Source organism: Paracoccus sp. P2 (genome assembly GCF_046335115.1).
In the GTDB taxonomy this organism is placed as follows: domain Bacteria; phylum Pseudomonadota; class Alphaproteobacteria; order Rhodobacterales; family Rhodobacteraceae; genus Paracoccus; species Paracoccus pantotrophus.
In genome coordinates, this window is sequence record NZ_JBGOSN010000018.1 from 39,107 (window position 1) to 58,390 (window position 19,284).

General features: G+C 69.9%; 18 protein-coding genes. 15 read left to right on the forward strand and 3 right to left on the reverse strand.

Annotated features, from left to right (window positions below):
• The 5 genes from ACDP63_RS13015 (at window position 1) to ACDP63_RS13035 (ending at window position 6,391) form a co-directional block, all read left to right on the forward strand.
• Complete coding sequence (locus ACDP63_RS13015; protein WP_024842705.1) at window positions 1–258, forward strand: FliM/FliN family flagellar motor switch protein; 258 nt, start codon at window positions 1–3, stop codon at window positions 256–258.
• Entirely contained in the window at window positions 255–1,013 is a 759-nt protein-coding gene (gene fliP, locus ACDP63_RS13020) for a flagellar type III secretion system pore protein FliP (protein WP_024842704.1), read from the forward strand. Before ACDP63_RS13015 ends, fliP begins: the two co-directional genes overlap by 4 nt.
• 133 nt (window positions 1,014–1,146) lie before the next feature.
• Entirely contained in the window at window positions 1,147–2,202 is a 1,056-nt protein-coding gene (locus tag ACDP63_RS13025) for an efflux RND transporter periplasmic adaptor subunit (protein ID WP_024842703.1), read from the forward strand.
• Window positions 2,199–3,299, forward strand: coding sequence for an efflux RND transporter periplasmic adaptor subunit (locus ACDP63_RS13030; RefSeq protein WP_024842702.1), 1,101 nt, complete (start codon window positions 2,199–2,201; stop codon window positions 3,297–3,299). Before ACDP63_RS13025 ends, ACDP63_RS13030 begins: the two co-directional genes overlap by 4 nt.
• Entirely contained in the window at window positions 3,296–6,391 is a 3,096-nt protein-coding gene (locus tag ACDP63_RS13035) for an efflux RND transporter permease subunit (RefSeq protein WP_024842701.1), read from the forward strand. Before ACDP63_RS13030 ends, ACDP63_RS13035 begins: the two co-directional genes overlap by 4 nt.
• A 65-nt stretch (window positions 6,392–6,456) precedes the next feature.
• Here the strand turns inward: ACDP63_RS13035 and recQ are convergent, their stop codons facing one another.
• Together recQ and ACDP63_RS13045 are read right to left on the reverse strand one after the other, a co-directional pair.
• On the reverse strand, window positions 6,457–8,490 hold the full coding sequence (gene recQ / locus ACDP63_RS13040) for a DNA helicase RecQ (RefSeq protein WP_024842700.1): 2,034 nt from the start codon (window positions 8,488–8,490) through the stop codon (window positions 6,457–6,459).
• Window positions 8,491–8,784, reverse strand: coding sequence for a YggT family protein (locus ACDP63_RS13045; protein ID WP_024842699.1), 294 nt, complete (start codon window positions 8,782–8,784; stop codon window positions 8,491–8,493). It abuts the gene before it with no gap.
• A 146-nt stretch (window positions 8,785–8,930) separates the two neighbouring features.
• On the opposite strand from ACDP63_RS13045, the gene ACDP63_RS13050 reads away from it, so the two are divergent.
• From ACDP63_RS13050 to ACDP63_RS13075, 6 genes are all read left to right on the forward strand, one after another.
• Window positions 8,931–9,503, forward strand: a complete 573-nt coding sequence (locus ACDP63_RS13050) for an acyl-CoA thioesterase (RefSeq protein ID WP_024842698.1) — start codon at window positions 8,931–8,933, stop codon at window positions 9,501–9,503.
• A gap of 41 nt (window positions 9,504–9,544) precedes the next feature.
• A complete protein-coding gene (locus ACDP63_RS13055) occupies window positions 9,545–10,939 on the forward strand; it encodes an MFS transporter (protein ID WP_330950179.1) in 1,395 nt (464 codons plus the stop codon).
• An 11-nt stretch (window positions 10,940–10,950) separates the two neighbouring features.
• Window positions 10,951–11,823, forward strand: a complete 873-nt coding sequence (gene mepA, locus ACDP63_RS13060) for a penicillin-insensitive murein endopeptidase (RefSeq protein ID WP_024842696.1) — start codon at window positions 10,951–10,953, stop codon at window positions 11,821–11,823.
• Window positions 11,796–12,764, forward strand: a complete 969-nt coding sequence (locus ACDP63_RS13065) for an esterase-like activity of phytase family protein (protein ID WP_024842695.1) — start codon at window positions 11,796–11,798, stop codon at window positions 12,762–12,764. The genes mepA and ACDP63_RS13065 overlap by 28 nt, the downstream gene beginning before the upstream one ends.
• The gene (locus tag ACDP63_RS13070; RefSeq protein ID WP_024842694.1) at window positions 12,761–13,894 is read left to right on the forward strand and encodes a serine hydrolase domain-containing protein; all 1,134 of its coding nucleotides are present in this window, start codon (window positions 12,761–12,763) and stop codon (window positions 13,892–13,894) included. Before ACDP63_RS13065 ends, ACDP63_RS13070 begins: the two co-directional genes overlap by 4 nt.
• Window positions 13,895–13,993: 99 nt before the next feature.
• On the forward strand, window positions 13,994–14,608 hold the full coding sequence (locus ACDP63_RS13075) for a VUT family protein (protein WP_024842693.1): 615 nt from the start codon (window positions 13,994–13,996) through the stop codon (window positions 14,606–14,608).
• 402 nt (window positions 14,609–15,010) lie between these two features.
• On the opposite strand, the gene ACDP63_RS13080 is transcribed toward ACDP63_RS13075, so the two are convergent.
• Window positions 15,011–16,192, reverse strand: coding sequence for an acetyl-CoA C-acyltransferase family protein (locus tag ACDP63_RS13080; protein WP_024842692.1), 1,182 nt, complete (start codon window positions 16,190–16,192; stop codon window positions 15,011–15,013).
• A 106-nt stretch (window positions 16,193–16,298) separates the two neighbouring features.
• On the opposite strand from ACDP63_RS13080, the gene ACDP63_RS13085 reads away from it, so the two are divergent.
• The 4 genes from ACDP63_RS13085 to modC all read left to right on the forward strand — a co-directional run bounded on the left by ACDP63_RS13085 (window position 16,299) and on the right by modC (window position 19,230).
• Window positions 16,299–16,655, forward strand: coding sequence for a winged helix-turn-helix domain-containing protein (locus tag ACDP63_RS13085; RefSeq protein WP_024842691.1), 357 nt, complete (start codon window positions 16,299–16,301; stop codon window positions 16,653–16,655).
• Window positions 16,656–16,721: 66 nt separating this feature from the next.
• Window positions 16,722–17,462: a molybdate ABC transporter substrate-binding protein gene (modA, locus tag ACDP63_RS13090; protein ID WP_024842690.1), complete on the forward strand. Its 741-nt coding sequence runs from the start codon at window positions 16,722–16,724 to the stop codon at window positions 17,460–17,462.
• The gene (gene modB, locus ACDP63_RS13095; RefSeq protein WP_024842689.1) at window positions 17,459–18,175 is read left to right on the forward strand and encodes a molybdate ABC transporter permease subunit; all 717 of its coding nucleotides are present in this window, start codon (window positions 17,459–17,461) and stop codon (window positions 18,173–18,175) included. Before modA ends, modB begins: the two co-directional genes overlap by 4 nt.
• A complete protein-coding gene (gene modC, locus ACDP63_RS13100) occupies window positions 18,175–19,230 on the forward strand; it encodes a molybdenum ABC transporter ATP-binding protein (protein WP_036747101.1) in 1,056 nt (351 codons plus the stop codon). The genes modB and modC overlap by 1 nt, the downstream gene beginning before the upstream one ends.
• Window positions 19,231–19,284: the final 54 nt, after the last annotated feature.

The window sequence follows — 19,284 nt, forward strand, 5'->3', positions numbered from 1 at the left end:
ATGGACGATCTTGCCAGCCTTATTGCCACCGACCAGATCCAGGTGGAAATCGCCATCCGGCTGGGCGGCACGCAACTGACCGTCGCCGAGCTGTCGCGCCTGCGGCCGGACGACGTGCTGACCCTGGACCAGGACATGTCGGACGGCGTCGAGATCTGCGTCGGCGACAAGGTCATCGCGCGGGGCGAACTCGTCTCGGGCGATGAGACCGACAACCGGCTTTGTGTCCGCATCCTCGGCCCGGCAGGCGCATCGTGATCAGGCTGGTGCCTGTCCTTGCCCCGGTCCTTGCGGCCCTGCTGCTGCTGCTGCCGCAGGCCGCGGCGGCGCAGGATCTGCCGCTGATCGACCGGGCGGGCCTCGACGGGGCGGGCCTCGAAGCCGTCGCCGGCGGCATCGGCCGGCATGCGATCACGCTGCTGGCGGTGATGACGGCGCTGTCTCTGGCGCCGGGCATCGCCATTATGGTGACCTGCTTTCCCTTCATCGTGACGGTGCTCTCGATCCTGCGCCAGTCGCTGGGCTTGCAGCAATCGCCGCCGAACATGCTGATCGTCAGCCTGGCCATGTTCCTGACCTGGTTCGTGATGAGCCCGGTGCTGACCGAGGCCTGGCAGGTCGCGGGCGCACCGCTGCGCGACGGCGCGATCACCGTCGAGCAGGCGTTCCAGCGCGGCATCGTCCCCTTCCGCGGCTTCATGGAGCATCGCACCGACCCCGAGATGCTGGCCACCCTGGCCGAGATTGCCCCCGACCCACAGGCATCGCCCGACCGGCTGTCGGTGCTGATCCCCGCCTTCATGCTCAGCGAGATCCAGCGCGCCTTCGAGATCGGCTTCCTGGTGGCGCTGCCCTTTCTCATCATCGACCTCGTGGTCTCGGCTGTGCTGATGTCGATGGGCATGATGATGGTGCCGCCGGTGGTGGTGGCCTTGCCCTTCAAACTGGCCTTCTTTGTCGTGGTGGACGGCTGGGGCATGATTGCGGCCGCGCTGGTGCGAAGCTATCAATAACAAACCGTTCACCGCGCGTTCCGCGCTAGCTGGGGCCGGCGCATTCGCAAGGTCATGTCGTTCCGATATTCCAGGAGCTGCGAACTTGAACATCCGACCGGAAACGGACAGCAAACCAGATGGGAGCAGGGCGATGCTCCGCCTGCTTGGGCTGATCCTGGCGATTCTTGCGGCCTCGCCGGTCCTGGCCCAGGCTCCGCTCCGCGTGGAGTTCGTGCAGGTCGAGCAAGCCGAGCTGACCTTCGACGCCGCCCTGACCGGCACCATCCATGCCAAGGACAGCGTCGATATCGGCTTTCGGCTGGGCGGCCGCGTCGTGGAAGTGCTGGTGCGCGAAGGCGATCGGGTCAGCCAGGGCCAGCCGCTGGCCCGGACCGATCCCTTGCAACAGGAACAGGCGCTGCGCGTGGCCGAGGCGGCGGTCGCCTCGGGCGAGGCGGCCGAGGCCCAGGCCGACCAGGCGCTTCAGCGCGCCGATGCGATGCTGAAGCGTGGCGTGGGCACACGGGCTGCGCTGGATGCGGCAAGCCAGGCCCTGTCCGCGGCCAGGGGCGGGCTGGCGCAGGCGCGCACGGCCCTGGGCCAGGCCCAGCGTGCGCTGGAGGATACGGTGATCCGCGCGCCCTCCGATGCCATCGTCACCGCGCGCCGGGCCGAGCCGGGGCAGATCGTCGGAGCGGCGCAGGCGGTGATCTCGCTGGCTTCGGCGACCGGGCGCGAGGCGGTGTTCCAAAGCCCGGATTCGCCGCTGCTGCAGGGTGCGATCGGCGCGCCGGTGACGCTGACCGGCATCGATTTTCCCGATCTGCACATGACCGCGCATGTGACGGAGATCGCGCCGCTGGTCGATCCCGCCACCGGTTCGGTCACGGTGCGGGCCGAGATCGAGGACGCTCCGCCCACCGCCAGCCTGCTGGGCGCGGCGGTGCGGGGGGCGGTGCATTTCCCCGCGGGCAGCGGCATCGCCGTGCCCTGGACGGCGCTGACCTCGGCGGAGGGCCAGCCGGCCGTCTGGCTGGTGGGGGCGGACAACCGCGTCTCGCTGGCGCCGGTCCGGATCGAGCGATTCGCCAATGGCACGGTGATCCTGGGCGCCGGGGTGGAGCCTGGGCAGACCGTGGTCGGGGCGGGGGCGCAGATGCTTTACCCCGGCCGCGCGGTCGTGGATGCGGCAGCGAGGCAGGAATGATGCGCAAGGCCCTGATTCCGGCGCTGCTGGTGCTGGTCGTGCTTGCCGGCGGCGCGACCGGTTTCCCGCTGCCCTGGCAGAAACCCCAGGAGGCGACCGCCCCGGCCCCCCGCCCGGTGGCCAGCATCCTGGTCAGCGACGCCCAGGCTGCCGGCCATTCCATCCCCGGCGTGATCGCCGCCCGGATCGAGGTCGCCCTGGGCTTCCAGACCCTTGGCCGCGTGACCGCGCGCAATGTCGATGTCGGCGATGTCGTCCGCCAGGGCGACGTGCTGGCCACGCTCAATCCCGACGACCTGCAGGGCGATGTCCGCGCCGCCCAGGCCGCGGTTGAGGCGGCGCAGGTGGAGCTGCGCACCGCCCAGGCCACGGCCGAGCGCACGCGGGCCCTGGCCCGGCGCAACGTCGCCTCGACCGCGCAGCTGGAACAGGCCGAACGCGCGCTGGTCGCGGCGCAGGCCGCCGAGCAGCAGGCGCAATCCGAACTGATCCAGGCCCGCGACGCCGAAGGCTTCGCCGAGATGCGCGCGCCCTTCGACGGGGTGGTCAGCGCGGTTTTCGTGAATGCCGGCGCCGTGGTCAGCGCCGGAGAGCCGGTGTTGCGGCTGTCCACCCAGGACGGCATCGAGGCGGTGATCGACCTGCCCGATGTCGTGCTGTCGCGCGTGGGGCAGGGCGATCCCTATGAGGTCTGGACGGAAAACGACCCCGGTCGCATCCTGCCGGCGACGGTCTCGCAGATCGAACCGGTGGCGGATGCCGCGACCCGGACCCGGCGCATCCATCTGGCGCTTGGCGAGGATGCCGATTTCCGCCTGGGCGCGCTGGTGCGGGCGCGTCCCGCCGGCGCCGCCGCCGCGCGGCTGGTCCTGCCCCAGGCAGCCATCCTTGAACGCGACGGCGCCGAACATGTCTGGGTGGTCAGCCGCGACGGCGACCAGGGCACGGTCGCCCTGCGCCGGATCGAGACCCAGGGCCCGCCGATCGGCGGACGCGTCACCGTCGTCTCGGGCCTGGCCCAGGGCGAGGAGGTGGTGATCCGCGGCATCCATTCCCTGACCGAAGGCCAATCCGTGGGACCAAGCGTGAAACCATGACCAACCGCGGCTTCAACCTGTCCGACTGGGCGCTGCATCACCGTTCGCTGGTGTGGTTCCTGCTGATCGTCTCGATGGTGGCGGGCACGCTGGGCTATCTGCGCCTCGGCCGCGAGGAGGATCCGAATTTCACCATCAAGATCATGGTGATCAGCGCCTCGCTGCCCGGCGCCACCATCGAGGACACGCTGCAGCAGGTCACGACGCGGATCGAGACCAAGCTCGAGGAACTGGACGAGCTGAAATTCACCCGTTCGGTCACCATGCCGGGGCAGTCGGTGGTCTATCTGGAGCTGGATCCGACCATCCGCGGGCCGCAGGTGCCCGAGGTCTGGAAGCGCGTGCGCAACATGATGTCGGACATCCGCCCGGAATTCCCGCAGGAGTTCCAGGGCTTCCAGTTCAACGACGATTTCGGCGACGTGTTCGGCAATATCTATGCCTTCACCTCGGACGGCTTTACCCAGCGCGAGCTACGCGACCGGGTCGAGGATATCCGCAAGCAGGTCCAGGCCCTGCCGATGGCGGGCAAGACCCTGCTCCTGGGCGTGCGCAAGGAACGGATATTCCTGGAGTTTTCTTCGGCCCGACTGGCGGCGATGGGGCTGAACCACAACCAGGTGGTGCAGACGCTGGCGCTGCAAAACGCCATCTCGCCCTCGGGCATCGTGCAGGCCGGGCCCGAGCAGGTGCTGGTGCGCGTGGGCGGGCAGTTCGACGATGCAGCCGCGATCGCGGCGGTGAACCTGCGGGTCGGGGACCGCTTCTTCAACATCGGCGACGTGGCCACCGTGACCCGCGGCTACGAGGATCCGCCGAGCGCGCTGTTTCGCTATAACGGCAAGGAGGCCATCGGCCTGCAGATCGGTATGCGCGAGGGCGGCAACATCCTGGAATTCGGCCAGGAGGTCGATGCGCTGATGGCTGAGGTGGCCCGCGGCCTGCCCATCGGCATCGAGATGGCCAAGTTCGCCGACCAGCCGCATGTGGTGGACGAGGCCGTCGGCCATTTCGTCCAGGCCCTGGCCGAGGCGGTGGCCATCGTGCTGCTGGTCAGCTTCGTCAGCCTGGGCCTGCGCGCCGGCTTCGTGGTGACGCTGACCATTCCGCTGGTGCTGGCGATCACCTTCATCGTGATGGACATCTATGGCATCACGCTGCAACGCATCTCGCTCGGGGCGCTGATCATCGCGCTGGGGCTGCTGGTCGACGACGCGATGATCGCCATCGAGACGATGATCTCGCGGCTGGAGGTCGGCGACAGCCTGGAGCGCGCCGCCAGCCATGCCTGGAGTTCCATCGCCTTCCCGATGCTGACCGGCACGCTGGTCACGGTGGCCGGCTTCATTCCCATCGGGCTGAACAGCTCGGCGGCGGGTGAGTTCACCTTTTCGCTGTTCGTGGTGATCGCGGTTTCGCTGATCGTCAGCTGGATCGTCGCCGTGCTGTTCGCACCGCTTCTGGGCGTCACCCTGCTGCCCGCGACCATGGCGCATAAATCCGAACGGCCGACCTGGCTGCGCCGGCAGTTCCACGGCCTGCTCTTGTGGGGCATGCGCCACCAATGGCTGACCATCGCCATTACGCTGGCCGTGTTCGCGGTTTCGGTCGTGGGCATGCGCTTCGTCGAGCAGCAGTTCTTCCCGACCTCGGACCGGACCGAGATCATCGTGGACGTGACCGAGCGCGCCAATGCCTCGATCGCCAAGACCGATGCCGACATGGCCCGGATCGAGGCGATGCTGGCCGAGGAGCCGGACGCGCTGTTCTGGACCACCTATGTCGGCCGCGGCGCGCCGCGCTTCATCCTGTCGATGGATGTGCCCACCCCCGGCCCCTACATGGGCCAGATCGTGATCCAGACCCCGGACCTGGCGGCGCGCGACCGGCTCAAGGCGCGGCTGGTCGAATTCGCCGGGCGCGAGCTGATCGGCACCGACATCTATGTCAAGAACCTGGAAATCGGGCCGCCGGTGGGCAAGCCGGTGCAATACCGCGTCTCGTCGCCCGACCCCGAGCAGGCGCGCGACGCGGCGCGCGAACTGGCCGCGGTGCTGGCGACCGAGCCGCGGCTGCGCGACATCGCGCTGGACTGGAACGAGCCCGCCCGCGTGGTGCGGCTGGAGGTGAACCAGGACCAGGCCCGCCGGCTGGGCCTGACCAACGAGGACATCTCGGGCGCGCTGTCGGGCACTTTCAGCGGCCGCACGATCACCCAGCTGCGCGACGGGATCTTCCTGATCGACGTCGTTGCCCGCGGCTCGCAGGCGGATCGCGAATCGCTCGCCTCGATCCAGAACCTGCAGCTGGCGACGCCGACGGGGATGCCGATCCCGCTCGCCTCGCTGGCCAAGCTGGAATACGATACCGAGCAACCGCTGATCATGCAGCGCGACGGGTTGCCGACGGTGACGGTCAAGGCCGCCATCGCCAGCAAGGACCAGCCCGCCACGCTGGTCGAGGCGCTGGCCGAGAGGGTCGCGCGCTTCCAGGCCGGCCTGCCGCCCGGCGTCAAGGTCGTCGTCGGCGGCACGGTCGAGACCTCGGCCGAGAGCCAAGAGCCCATCGCGGCCGTGGTGCCGATCATGCTGCTGATCATGGCGACGCTGGTCATGGTGCAGATGCAGGGCTTCCGGCTGTCGCTGATCGTCTTTGCCGCCGCGCCGCTGGGGCTGATCGGGGTGGTCGCGGCGCTCTTGCCCTTCGGCGTGCCGATGGGCTTCGTCGCCATCCTGGGCATCCTGGCGCTGATCGGCATCCTGATCCGCAACTCGGTCATCCTGGTGCATGAGATCCAGGAGCTGATCGCGCGCGGCCATGCCAGATGGGACGCGGTCTTCGAGGCATCGGACAGCCGCGCCCGCCCGATCCTGCTGACGGCGGCGGCGGCCAGCCTGGCGCTGATCCCGATCTCGCGGCAGGTGTTCTGGGGGCCGATGGCCTTTGCCATGATGGGGGGTATCATCGCCGGCACGCTGGTCACGCTGATCTTCGTTCCGGCGCTTTACTGCGCCGTGTTCCGGGTCCGCCCGCCCCAGGGCGACCCGATGCCCGACCCCGAGGACCGCGCCCGCGCCGCCGCGCAGGAATAAGACCCCAAGGGCGAAGGCGTGCCCGCCGCGCCGCCGGTGGCATCGCTTGCGGACTTGCGCTCCGCTCAGCCCTCGGGGCCGGCGGCGATCTCGGCTGCGAAGGCGGGGCCGAAACGCTCCAGCCGCGCCGCGTCCAGATAGCGCGACAGGTCGCGCGGCCGCTCCTCGGCGATGCGGCGCAGGGCGGAATTGCCGACCGAGAGCGGCTTTTCCGTGCCGTCCTCGCCGCGCATCAGCCGGGCCTGCGCCTCGGCCAGCCGGTCGAACAGATCGGCCGAGGCCCGGCCGGCCAGCGCCCGGCGCGCCGGATGCATCGGCGCCACCTCGCCGGCGATGACGCGCAGGAATTCCTCGCCGTAGCTTTCCAGCTTCTTGGCGCCGACGCCGTTCACGCGGGCCATCTCGTCCAGCGTTTGCGGGCGGCTTTGCGCCATCTCGATCAGGGTGCGGTCGGGAAAGATGACATAGGCCGGCACCCGCGCCGCCTCGGCCAGTGCGCGGCGCTTGGCCTTGAGCGCGGAAAGCAGCGGCGCGTCCTCCTCGTCGACCTGTGTGCGCACCACCACGGCGGGGCGGGCGCGGGTCATGGCATCGCGGCGCAGGGTGATCCGCTCCTCGCCGCGCAGCACCGGATGGGCGGCGGCGGTGATGGCCAGGCCGCCATGGCGTTCCGGGTCGGGGCGGATCAGGTCGCGGCCCAGCATCTGCCGGATCACCGCCTGCCATTGCGCCTTGGACAGGTCGCGGCCGCAGCCGAAGGTCGGCAGCCGGTCATGGCCGCGTTGGCGGATGCGGTCGGTCATGGTGCCGGTCAGCACGTCGATGACATGGCCGGCGCCATAGGTCTGGCCGGTGCGCAGCACCGCCGACAGCACCTTCTGCGCCGCCTCGGTCGCGTCGAAGCATTCGGGCGGGTTGTCGCAGATGTCGCAATTGCCGCAGGGCGCGGCCTTTTCGCCGAAATAGCCCAGCAGGGCGACGCGGCGGCAGGCGGTGGCCTCGGCCAGGCCCAGCAGCGCGTTCAGCCGGGCATGGTCGGCGGCCTTGCGCTCGGGCGGGGCCAGCCCCTCGTCGATCTGGCCGCGGCGCAGGCGGATATCGTCGGGACCGTAAAGCGTCAGCGTCTCGGCCGGGGCGCCGTCGCGCCCGCCGCGGCCGATTTCCTGGTAATAGGCCTCGATGGATTTCGGCAGGTCGGCATGGGCGACCCAGCGGATGTCCGGCTTGTCGATGCCCATGCCGAAGGCCACGGTCGCGACCACGATCAGCCCGTCCTCGCGTTGGAAGCGCGCCTCGACCTCGCGGCGCAGGTCGGGCTCCATGCCGCCGTGATAGGCGACGGCGGCAAGGCCGGCCTCGTTCAGCGCGCCGGCCAGCGTCTCGGTCTTGGCGCGGGTGCCGCAATAGACGATGCCCGACTGGCCGCGGCGCGCGGCGGCGAAGTCGAGGATCTGCCGGCGCGGCCCGTCCTTGGGCTGGAAGGCCAGGTGGATGTTCGGCCGGTCGAAGCCGCGCAGGAAGATCTGCGGCTGCGCGCCGTCGAACAGGCGCTTGACGATTTCCTCGCGCGTTTCCGCATCGGCGGTGGCGGTAAAGGCGGCCAGCGGCACCGACAGCGCCCGGCGCAATTCGCCCACGCGCAGGTAGTCGGGGCGGAAGTCATGGCCCCATTGGCTGACGCAATGCGCCTCGTCCACGGCGATGGCCTGCACGCCGGCGCGGCGCAGCATGGGAATGGTCGCGCCCGAGGCCAGCCGTTCGGGCGCCATATACAAAAGCCGCAATTCGCGGGCATTGAGGGCCCGCAGAACCTCGGTGTTTTCCTCGTCCGAATTGCCGCTGGTCAGGGCGGCGGCGGCGACGCCCGCCTCGGTCAGCGCCCGGACCTGGTCGCGCATCAGGGCGATCAGCGGCGAGATCACCACCGTCAGCCCGTCCCGCATCAGCGCCGGCAGCTGGTAGCACAGCGACTTGCCCCCGCCGGTCGGCATGATCGCCAGCACGTCGCGGCCGGCGGCGACGGCATCGACGATCTCTTCCTGCCCCGGCCGGAAGGCGTCGAAGCCGAAGACCTGCCGCAGAAGGGGCGCGGCCGACATCTAGAAGCCGTAGAACCAGGCCGCGTTATTGGCGAGCGCGCGCTGCAGGATGATGATGCCGATGAAGACCACCAGCGGCGCCAGGTCCAGCCCGCCCGTATTCGGCAGGATCGAGCGGACGGGGCCGTAGATCGGCTCCAGCAGGCGGTTGAGCCCGTTCCAGACCTGCCAGATCAGCGGCTGGCGCAGGTTCAGCACCTGGAAGTTGATCAGCCATGACATGATGATATGGGCGATCATCACGAACCAGACCACGTCGAGTATCAGCATCAAGGCTTCGTAGAGCGTGCCCATTCCATCCCCTTCCGGCTGTTCCCCGGACAGGTAAGGCAGGCATCCGCATTGCGCAAGGCGCAGCATCGCCGCCGCAGCGTTCCGATTGACGCGTCCCGGTGCCGCGGCTAGCCCCGCAGCCGTCCGCCAGGCAGAAGAGGTCGCCGATGTATCCCATGCTCCGCTTTGCCAAGGAGATGCTGAAGTTCCGCAAAAGCGCCCGGATCGGAGTGCTGGACGCGCATGTCTCGACCCATCGCTGCTGGCCCTGGGATCTGGACCCCTGGATCGAGCTGAACAACGGCCGCACCCTGACGCTTTACGACCTGGGGCGGCTGCCCATGGCGGTGCGCACCGGCATCATCGGCACGATGCGGGAAAACGGCTGGGGCATCACCGTGGCCGGAAACACGGTGCGCTATCGGCGGCGAATCAAGGGGTTCCAGCGTTTCACCATGATCTCGCGCACGCTGGGCTGGGACGAACGCTTCCTTTACATGGAGCAAAGCATGTGGCGGCGGGGTGAGTGCTGCAACCACATGCTGCTGCGCGGCGCCATCACCTCGGACCAGGGCATCGTGGCGCCGGCGCGGCTGATGCAGGCGGCGGGGCGCGATCCGGTCAGCCCGGACCTGCCGGGCTGGGTGCAGGCCTGGATCGCGGCGGATGCCCAGCGGCCCTGGCCGCCGGTGCTGCCGCCGATTGCCCCCGCCGACCGGAATGCCGACTTGCCAGCCTGACCGCGCTGGGGCCTTATGCGCCCCGAAAGGCGGAACACAGGGTGCGCTTCAGCGCACCCCAAGGGCGGGGAACCATCATGGAACGCAGACGCATCTGGGGCTGGTGGTTCTTCGACTGGGCCAGCCAGCCCTTTGCGACGCTGCTGATGACCTTCATCTTCCCGGTCTATTACGCCGAGATCGCCCGCCGGCACTATGTCGCGCAGGGCATGACGCCCGAGGCGGCGGGGGCGGCGGCGCAGTCGCTCTGGGGCTATGGCCTGGGCATCTGCGGCGTCATCATCGCGGTTCTGGCCCCGGTGCTGGGCGCCATCGCCGACAATACCGGGCGGCGGCTGGTCTGGGTCTGGATCTTTTCCGCCTTCTACATGGCGGGCGCCTGGGGGCTGTGGTTCCTGATGCCCGACCAGCCGAACCTGCATCTGGCCATCGTCAGCTTCGGCATCGGGCTGATCGGCATGGAATTCGCCACCATCTTCACCAATGCCCTGCTGCCCGGGCTGGCGCCGCATGACGAGATCGGCCGCATCTCGGGCTCGGGCTTCGCCTTCGGCTATCTGGGCGGCGTCATCGCGCTGGCCGCGGTGCTGCTGCTTCTGGCCGAGAACGCGCAGACCGGCCGCACCATGCTGGGCATCCCGCCGGTGCTGGGCCTTGACCCGGCACTGCGCGAGGGCACGCGGGCGGTGGGGCCGTTCACGGCGCTGTGGTATCTGGTCTTCATGATCCCCTTCGCGCTTTGGGTGCCCGAGGCGCCGGGGCCGCGCCGCCCCCTGCGCCTGGGCGCGGCCATGGCTGAACTGGGCCGGCTGCTTGCCAGCCTGCGGCACCGGCATTCGCTGGCGGCTTGGCTGGCCTCGTCCATGTTCTCGCGCGATGCGCTGAACGCGCTTTACGCCTTCGGCGGGGTCTATGCCGGCACGGTGCTGGGCTGGCCGGTGTTCCTGGCCGGGGTCTTTGGCGTGGTCAGCGCCGTCTCGGCCGCCGTGATCAGCTGGATCGGCGGCCGCGCCGACCGGCGCTGGGGGCCCAAGCCGGTGATCGTCGCCTGCACGCTGGTCCTGATCGCGGTCTGCATCCTGCTGACCGGCATGAGCCGCCAGCAGGTGCTGGGCCTGGCGCTGGCCGAGGGCTCGCGCCTGCCCGATGCGCTGTTCTTCCTCTGCGGCGCGCTGATCGGCGGCGCGGGGGGCGCGCTGCAATCGGCCAGCCGCACGATGATGGTGCGCCACACCACGCCGGAACGGGCCACCGAGGCTTTCGGGCTTTACGCGCTGTCGGGCAAGGCGACGGCTTTCCTGGCCCCCCTGCTGATCGCCACGGTGACGGATGTGACCGGAAGCCAACGGCTCGGCATCTCTCCGCTCATCGTGATGTTCCTTCTGGCGCTGGTTCTGCTAGTTTGGGTCAAAGCAAAAGGAGAGGGCGCGCAGTGATCGGCAAAGCAGTGATCCGCAAATTCCTGACCGCCGCCGTGCTGGCGCTGACCGGGCTCGGCATGGCGCAACCGGCAACGGCCGACCCGCTGGCCCGCAGCGTCTTCGGTGCCGTCCCCGGCCCGACCGGGGGCGCCCCGGTCTCGATCGGGTTCTATTCCAAGGGCTGCGTCTCGGGCGCCATGCAATTGCCCGAATCCGGCCCGACCTGGCAGGCGATGCGCCTGTCGCGGAATCGCAACTGGGGTCATCCCGAGCTGGTCAGCTTCCTGATCGGCCTGTCGCAGGCGGCGCGCCAGGTCGGCTGGCAGGGGCTGTACATCGGCGACATGGGCCAGCCGCGCGGCGGGCCGATGACCTCGGGCCATGCCAGCCACCAGTCGGGGCTCGATGCCGATATCTGGATGCTGCCGCCGCAAAGCCTGCGCCTGACCGCCGCGCAACGCGAGAAGATCTCGTCGCAATCGGTGGTGAACAAGGCCGGCACCGCGCCCTCGGGCCTGTGGAGCGGCGGGCACATGGCGATCATGCGCGCCGCCGCCCGCGACCCGCGGGTCGAGCGCATCTTCGTCGATCCCGTCGCCAAGCTGGCGATGTGCCAGGCCGAGACCGGCGACCGCAGCTATCTGCGCAAGATCCGGCCGCTGGGGGGCCACGACTATCACTTCCACGTCCGCCTGGCCTGCCCGGCGGGCTCGGTCTGCCAGCAGCAGGACGCGCCGCCGCCCGGCGACGGCTGCGCCGAGGCGGCGGAATGGATCAAGAACCGCATCGACCCCAGCCGGGTCAAGCCGGTGCCGCCCGATCCCAACTATCGCCACCCCCGCAGCTTCCGGCTGAGCGAGATGCCCCGTCAATGCCAGGTCGTCGCCACCGCCCGCTAAGGCGCGGCGGCACGGCCGGTGGCGCGGCAGGGCGGCCCCGCCGCCTGCCGGGCCTTGCGCTGGCGCTGCTGCTTGTCTCGGCCTCATCGGCCTGCGCGGCCGATCCCTCGCCTCCGCCCATGCCGAAGGTGGAATATGTCGCGACCTATGTCTGGCGGATGGAGGACGAAGGCTTCGGCGGCTTCTCGGGCATCGAGATCAGCGCCGACGGCAGCCGCTTCACCGTGCTGTCCGACCGCGCCACGATCCGCTGGGGCAGCGTCCAGCGCGACGCGCAGGGCCGCATCCGCGGGCTGGAACTGGCCGGCCGCGCCCAGCTGCGCGACAGCGCCGGCAAGCCGCTGAAGCCCGGCTGGCAGGGCGACAGCGAGGGGCTGGCCATCGCCCCCGACGGCACGATCTGGATCAGCTTCGAGGGGCTGACCCGCGTCGCCCGCCACGACACGCCCGACAGCCCGGCCCAGCCCCTGCCCCGGCCGCCCGAGTTCAAGGCGATGCAGCGCAATTCCTCGCTGGAGGCGCTGGCGGTCCTGCCCGACGGCACGCTCCTGACCCTGCCCGAGCGGTCGGGTTCCCTGACCCGGCCCTTTCCGGTCTGGCGCTGGCGGAACGGCGCCTGGGACCAGCCCTTCGCGATCCCGCGCTCGGGCGACTGGCTGGCGGTGGGCGCCGATATCGGCCCGGACGGGCGCTTCTACCTGCTGGAACGCGACTTCAAGGGCCTCCTGGGCTTTCGCACCCGCGTCAGGCGCTTCGACCTGTCGGAAAGCGGCGTCTCGAACGAGCGGGTGCTGCTGGAATCGCGGCCGCTGCAATATGACAACCTGGAGGGCATCTCGGTCTGGCATGACGGGCAGGGCATCCGCATCACCCTGATCTCGGACGACAATTTCGGCTGGCTGCAACGCACCGAACTGGTCGAATACCGGGTGGCGGAATGAGCCCTGCGGCCTGCATCGCCGCGCTGGACCGCGCGGTCGAAAGCGCGCTGGCCGAGCGGCGGATCGTCGGCTGCGTGGTGTTGCTGGCCGAGGATGGCCGGCTGGTCCATGCCCGCGCCGCGGGCCTGGCCGACCGCGAGGCCGACCGGCCGATGCGGCAGGCGACCTGGCTGCGCTATGCCTCGGTCTCGAAGCCCTTCACCACGGTCGCGGCGCTGCGGCTGATCCAGGCGGGGCGGCTGTCTCCCGAGGATCCGGTGACGCGCTGGCTGCCGGATTTTGCTCCGGCGCTGCCCGACGGCAGCCGCCCCGCGATCACCGTGGACCAGCTGATGTCGCATCTGGCGGGGCTGGACTACGGCTTCAACCAGCCGCCGGACGGCCCCTATGCCCGCGCCGGGGTCTCGGACGGGATCGGCGACAGCGGCATCTCGCTGGCCGAGAACCTGCGCCGCATCGCCTCGGTGCCGCTGGACCGGCCGCCGGGCACGCGCTGGCGTTATTCGGTGGCGACCGATGTGCTGGGCGCGGTGATCGAGGCCGCGGCCGACATGCCGCTGCCCGAGGCCATGGCCCGGTTGGTGACGGACCCCTTGGGCATCGAGGCCGGCTTCCAGGCCCCGGACGCCGTGGACCTGGCCGCGAATTACGCCGATGCCCGCCCCGAGCCGCAACGGATGCGCGGCCCGACCCGTGTCCGCAATCGGCTGCAACCTGAGCAAAGCTATGCCTACCTGCCCGAGCGTATCCGCGACCCCTCGGCCTTTCCCTCGGGCGGCGGCGGCATGGCAGGGACGGCCGAGGCGGCGCTGGCGCTGCTGGAAACCCTGCGCGACGGCCCTTTCCTGGCCGAGAACCTGCGCGCCGAGGTCCGCCGCAACCGTATCCGCCAGCGCCATCCGCTGCGCGGTGCCGGCTGGGGCCATGCCTGGGCGGGCGCGGTCGTCACCGACGCGGATGCGGCCGGCATCGGCTTGCCGCAAGGCTGCCTCGGCTGGGGCGGCATCTACGGCCACAGCTGGATCGTCGATCCCGCGCGCGGCCGCAGCCTGGTCGCGCTGACCAATACCGCGATCGAGGGGATGAACGGTGCCTTTGCGGTGGAAATCGCCGCCGCGGCCGCGCAATAAGCCCGCGCAAGGCCGTTGACAGAATCTGCGGACGGCCTTATGCGGCCTTGCCCCGACGGGGCCGAGTCTCCGCGACCTTGCCAAAACGGAAAACCAGACATGTCCCGCATCCTTCCCGGCGTCATCGCCATGGCCGCCGTCGTGGTGGCCTCGAACATCCTGGTCCAGCACCTGCTGGGCGCCTGGCTGACCTGGGGGGCGCTGACCTATCCGGTCGCCTTCCTGGTGACTGACATCATGAACCGGGTCTATGGACCGGCCGCCGCGCGCAAGGTGGTCTATGCCGGCTTCGTGACCGGCGTGCTCTGCTCGGTCGTGGCCGCGGGGCTGGACAAGACCACGCTGCGCATCGCCATAGCCTCGGGCGCGGCCTTCCTTTCGGCGCAGCTGATGGACATCTCGGTCTTCAACCAGTTGCGAAAATACAACTGGTGGCTACCGCCCCTGGCGGCCAGCGTCGCCGGCTCGATCCTCGACACTGCCGTTTTCTTCAGCATCGCCTTTGCCGCACAGCTGACGCCAATCTTCCCGGCGGACGATGTTTCCTGGGCAAATGAGCTGGTTCCGCTGCTGGGACATGGCCCCGTCCAGCCGTTGTGGGTTTCGCTGGCAGTGGCCGACTGCGGGGTGAAGCTTGCGCAGGCAGTGCTGGCACTCGTGCCCTTCCGCATCGTCGTCGGAAATTTGATCCAGCGCCGCGCGCAAATTCATTGACTGTCAAGGGTTCTGTGGCAGGCTGGACCCCATAAGGCAACTTATTGAAAGGAGGTGGTCCAGTGTCGAGAGTGATATTGGAGAGAGGTGTCGGGACAGTCAGGGGGGCCGTGGCCTGAGGGCAGCCCCAAGGGTCGTAAACCCTGACTGGGACGGTGGGCACCAACCCTAACCGGACCATCTCCGTGGATCTCGCGGGCCGTTCTCCAGGGGGGCGGCCCGTTCCATTTTCTGCTGCTTCGGCATTCGTGCGTACAGGGCATGCGTGGCGAAGCGTGAAAGGCGGTTCGGGTATTTATGGAACGAAGAAGCCGGGCCTGCGCTTCTTCGTTCCCCAAATACCCATGCGGCAGCGCAGCCGAAGACCCGACCCCGGTTGGAGGCCGGGTGGTTGCAGCAGGCTCAGATCCGCTCGATGGCCAGCGCGATGCCCTGGCCGCCGCCGATGCACATGGTGATGAGGCCCTTGCTGCCGCCGGTGCGCATCAGCTCATACATTGCCTTCACGGTGATGAGGGCGCCGGTCGCGCCGACCGGGTGGCCGAGCGCGATGGCGCCGCCGTTCGGGTTCACCCTGGCGGGGTCGAGGCCCAGCCCCTTGTTCACCGCCAGCGCCTGCGCGGCAAAAGCCTCGTTCGATTCGATCAAGTCGAAATCGCCGGCCGTCAGGCCGGTGCGCTTCAGCAGTGCCTCGACCGCCGGGACCGGGCCGATGCCCATCACCTCGGGGCGCACGCCGGCGACGGCATGGCCAAGGATGCGGAACAACGGCCTGGCGCCCGCCGCCTGCGCCGCATCGGCCCGTGCCAGCACCAGCGCCGCCGCACCGTCGTTGATCCCCGAGGCATTGCCTGCCGTCACCGTGCCGTCCTTCTGGAACACCGGCTTCAGCCCGGCCAGTTTCCCGGCATCGGTCGCCTTCGGATGCTCGTCCGTGTCGAAGGCGACCACGCCCTTGCGGGTCTTGATCTCGACCGGGACGATCTGCTCCCTGAAGCGGCCCTCGGCGATGGCGGCGGCGGCGCGTTTCTGGCTTTCCAGGGCGAATTCGTCCTGCGCCTGGCGCGAGATGTCATGTTCGCGCGCGACATTTTCCGCCGTCACCCCCATATGGCCGGTGCCCATCGGGCAGGTCAGCGCGCCGACCATCATGTCGAGCATCTGCACGTCGCCCATCTTGGCACCGAACCGTGCCGCGGGCACGGCATAGGGCGCGCGGCTCATCGATTCCGCGCCGCCCGCCACGGCGAAATCCGCATCGCCCAGCATCAGCGCCTGCGCGGCCGAGACGATGGCCTGCGCCCCCGAGCCGCAGAGCCGGTTCACGTTCATCGCCGGGGTGGTGTCGGGCACTCCGGCTTCCAGCATCGCCACGCGCGACAGATACATGTCGCGCGGCTCGGTGTTCAGGACATGGCCGAAGACCACGGTGCCGATGCGCTCGGGGCCGATGCCGGCGCGCTCGATCGCGGCGCGGGTCGCGGTCGCAGCCAGCTGGATCGGCGGCACGCCGGCCAGGCTGCCGCCGAAGGTGCCGATGGCCGTGCGCGCCCCGGACAGGATGACGATTTCATTCTCGGACATGATTTCCCCCGATTGCCGTTGGCATGATGTTATTGCTAGAGCCGCGATAGCCCATCGAAAAGACCCGCCCCCTTGCGACCTTGCGGAAAGACGGCAGAATATGGCCATGACCGAGGATCCCCGCATCAGCCTGCGCCTGCATTTCGAATCCGGCCTGACCTTTGGCCGCGGCAAGGCCGACCTGCTGCAAGCCATCGACGACGAGGGCTCGATCTCGGCCGCCGGGCGGCGCATGGGCATGAGCTATCGCCGCGCCTGGTCGCTGGTCGAGGAAATGAATGCGCATTTTGCCGCACCCCTGGTGGACAGCAGCCGCGGCGGCGCCCATGGCGGCGGCGCCCAGCTGACTGCGCGCGGCCGGCAGGTGCTGGCCGATTACCGCGCGCTGGAGGCGCTGCTGCGCGACCAGGGCGCCGGGGCTTTGGGGCGGCTGCGCGCGGGGCAGCGATCTGCACCGGCGTAAATAACGGTTGCCAGCGCGGGCAAGGGTTGGTTATGTCCGTCCAGACACAACGAATGGACCAGCCCGATGCGCCTGTCTTTCCTTGCCGCCGCCCTGATCGCGCTTGCCCCCGCAGCCCAGGCCGACGAGATCACCATCTTCGCCGCCGCCAGCCTCAAGGACGCGCTGGACGAGATCGCCGCCGACTGGCAAGCCAGCCATGGCGATACGGTGGTGATCTCCTATGCCGGCAGTTCGCAGCTTGCCAAGCAGATCCAGGAGGGCGCGCCGGCCGACCTGTTCATCTCGGCCTCGACCGCGTGGATGGATGCGGTGCAGGATTCGGGCGACATCGACCCGGCGACGCGCCGCGACCTGCTGGGCAATACGCTGGTGCTGGTCGGTACCGGCAAGCCGGCCGAGGCGGCCGTGACCGAATTGCCCGGCCTGCTGGGCGACGGCAAGCTGGCCATGGCGATGGTCGATTCCGTCCCTGCCGGGCAATACGGCAAGGCGGCGCTGACCGCGCTGGGCCTGTGGGAGCAGGTCGAGGGCCAGGTCGCGCAGGCCGACAACGTCCGCGCCGCGCTGAAGCTGGTCGCCACGGGCGAGGCGCCGCTGGGCATCGTCTATGGCAGCGACGCCGTGGCCGAGCCGGGCGTGGGCGTGGTGGCGACCTTCCCGGCCGATAGCCACGAGCAGATCACCTATCCCGCCGCCGTGACCAGGGCCGCCGATACGCCGCAGGCCGCCGCCTTCCTTGACAGCCTGTCGCAGGAGCCGGCAAGATCGGTCTTTGAATCGCAAGGCTTTACCGTCACGCAATGATCCCGACCGATTGGCTTGGCCCCCAGGAATGGCAGGCCGTGCGGCTGTCCCTGCGGGTCGCCGCCGTCGCCACGCTGGCCGGCCTGCCGCCGGCCGTCGCCGTGGCCTGGCTGCTGGCCCGGCGGCGCTTTCCGGGGCATGGGCTGCTGAGCGGCATCGTGCATCTGCCGCTGATCCTGCCGCCGGTCGTCACCGGCTACCTGCTGCTGATCACCTTCGGCACCCAGGGGCCGGTGGGCAGCCTGCTGAAACCGCTGGGCATCGTCTTCGCCTTTCGCTGGACCGGCGCGGCGCTGGCCTGCGGCATCATGAGCTTTCCGCTGATGGTGCGCGCCATACGCCTGGGCTTCGAGGCGGTGGACCCCAGGTTGGAACAGGCCGCCGCCACATTGGGCGCGCCGCGGGCCTGGATCTTCCTGACCGTGACGCTGCCCTTGATCCTGCCCGCGATCCTGGCCGGGGCCACGCTGGGCTTTGCCAAGGCGATGGGCGAGTTCGGCGCCACCATCACCTTCGTCTCGAACATTCCGGGCCAGACCCAGACCCTGCCCTCGGCCATCTATGCGCTGTTGCAGGTGCCCTCGGGCGAGGCGGCGGCGCTGCGGCTGGTGCTGGTCTCGGTGGTGATCGCCATGGCGGCGGTGCTGGTCTCGGAATGGCTGGCCTGGCGCATGGCCGCGCGCATGAACGGGCGCGCCGAGGGGCGGGCGTGATGCTGGAGGTCGCCTTTCGCCACAATTTCCGGGGGCTGGCGCTGGACGTGGCCTTTCAGGCGCCCGGCGGGGTGACGGCGCTGTTCGGCCCCTCGGGCTGCGGCAAAAGCACCACGATCAACGCCATCGCCGGGCTGATGCGCCCCGAACAGGGCCGCATCGCGCTGGACGGGCAGGTGCTGTTCGACGGCGCCACGAACCTTGCGCCGCAGGCCCGGCGCATCGGCTGCGTGTTCCAGGACGCGCGGCTGTTTCCGCATATGACGGTGGCGGCGAACCTGCGCTATCCTTCGCGCTGGCGGCGCGGGGCGGCGCGCGATTTCGACCGCATCACCGGGATGCTGGCGCTGGAGCCCTTGCTGCACCGCCGCCCCGGCACGCTGTCGGGGGGCGAGCGCCAGCGCGTGGCCATCGGGCGCGCGCTTCTGTCTGACCCGGCGCTCTTGGTGATGGACGAGCCGCTGGCGGCGCTGGACGAGGCGCGCAAGGCCGAGATCATGCCCTGGCTGGAGCGCCTGCGCGACGAGATCCGGCTGCCGATCCTTTATGTCAGCCATTCGGTGCCCGAGGTGCTGCGGCTGGCGACCACGGTGGTGCTGATGCGGCAGGGGCGGGTGGTCCATTCCGGCCCGCTGGCCGCGATCCTGGCCGATCCCGAACTGGCCCCGCAGCTGGGCGCGCGCGAGGCGGGGGCGCTGATCCGCGCCACGGTCGAGGCGCGCGAACCCGACGGCATGACCCGCGTGGCCACCGCCGGCGGGCCGATGCTGCTGCCCGGCATGGACCTGGCGCCGGGGCGGGCGCTGCGGCTGCGCATCCTGGCGCATGAGGTGATCCTGGCGCGCGAGGCGCCGCGGGGCCTGTCGGCGCTGAACGTGCTGCCGGTCGCGGTGACGCGCATCGAGGGCGGGCTGGTGCAGCTGGCGCTGGGGCAGGGCGCGCAGCATGAGCGGATGCTTGCGCAGGTCACGCCGCGCTCGGTCAAGGCGCTGGAATTGCAGCCGGGAACCGCCTGCCACGCCATCGTGAAATCGGTCTCGGTCCTGCCCAGCTAGGCCGGGTCGAGCCTTTGTCATTTGCGCCCTGTCCCGGATTCCGCTTATCCTGCC